The organism is Kineococcus glutinatus, assembly GCF_039542765.1.
In the GTDB taxonomy this organism is placed as follows: domain Bacteria; phylum Actinomycetota; class Actinomycetes; order Actinomycetales; family Kineococcaceae; genus Kineococcus_A; species Kineococcus_A glutinatus.
This window is the reverse complement of the sequence record NZ_BAABIL010000729.1, coordinates 1-1,129: the sequence shown is the minus strand read 5'-3', so window position 1 is coordinate 1,129 and position 1,129 is coordinate 1. Positions and strand designations below refer to the sequence as shown.

At 79.9% G+C, this 1,129-nt stretch carries 2 pseudogenes; one reads left to right on the top strand and one right to left on the bottom strand.

The features are described from left to right. Positions 1-729 (bottom strand): annotated as a pseudogene (locus ABEB16_RS20725) (response regulator transcription factor); the annotation flags it as partial. Between the two features lie 179 nt (positions 730-908). On the opposite strand from ABEB16_RS20725, the pseudogene ABEB16_RS20720 reads away from it, so the two are divergent. Then, positions 909-1,129: pseudogene (locus ABEB16_RS20720) on the top strand (hypothetical protein); the annotation flags it as partial.

Here is a 1,129-nt window from a genome sequence, read left to right as displayed (position 1 = left end):
GCCGGAGCGGCCCGGGCGGCGGGCGGCCGAGACCACGGCCCGCACGCACGTCGGCTGGTCGCCGCCGGGGCCGCCGCCGGGGCCGCCGCCGAGGTCGAGGACGCGGTCCTCCGCCGACGGGGTGGCGTGCAGGAGGTCCCCCGCCGGGCTGAACACGAGGACCGCGGGCCCGTCGCCGTCCCCGGCACCGCGGGCCGCCGCCGCGGCGACCACCCCGGCGCGGATCCCCGCGGCCAGCGCGTCCTCCAGGCGCTGCATGTAGTCCGCCTCGGCGGGGTTGAACCCCGGGCTGCCCGCGCCCCGGTAGACGGCGTAGGCGCCCCAGGTCATCCCGCCGAGTCGGGTGACGCCGCGCAGTTCGTGCTCGACGCCGAGGCGCCGGCGGACGACCTCGGTGAACCGCGCGCTGCGCCGGGGGTCGCCGCCGGTCTCCTCCGCCAGCACGCTCACCCCCACCGGGCGCCGGGCGAGGTCGGCGAACTGCGCGACGTCGTCCACGGCGTACTCGTGGTACATGAACTCGTCGCCGCCGTCGTCGACGAGGCCGACCTTGGCGGAATCGGTCAGCATCGTCGTCGCCGGGTCGACCGTCGCCATGCACATCGCGTCGTAGGGCACCGCGCGGGCGATCACGGCCAGCGCCTCGGCGAAGAACTCCCGGTGGTCCAGGCCGGCCCGCGCCAGCGCCTCCAGCCGGAGGCGGGCGTTCTCGGCGGGGCGCGTCGTCACGCCGCGAGGCTACGCACGCCGCACCCCGCCGCACACCCCCAGCTTCCTGGGGTCCCGCCCACCCCGGGAGCGGGCGGGCGGGACCCCGGCCGCGCGGGGTTCCGCGCAGGGCGGTGCGGCGGCGACGGTGGCACCGCTGCCGGCCGCGGCAGCGCTCCCGACCACCTGAGGGGTTTCCCGTGCTGCACCAACCCGCCGGGTCCGCCGAGACCACCGTTCCCACCGCCCGCCCCGCCCCGCGCGGGCCCGTCGCCGCGCCGGCGGGGCTGCGCGAGGCCCTGCGCGGGCAGCTCGTGCTGCCCGGTGAGCCCGGTTGGGACGCGGCGCGCCGCGCCTGGCAGCTCCGCGCCGACCAGCACCCGGCCGCCGTGGTGCTCGCCGCCTGCGCCGCCGACGGCAC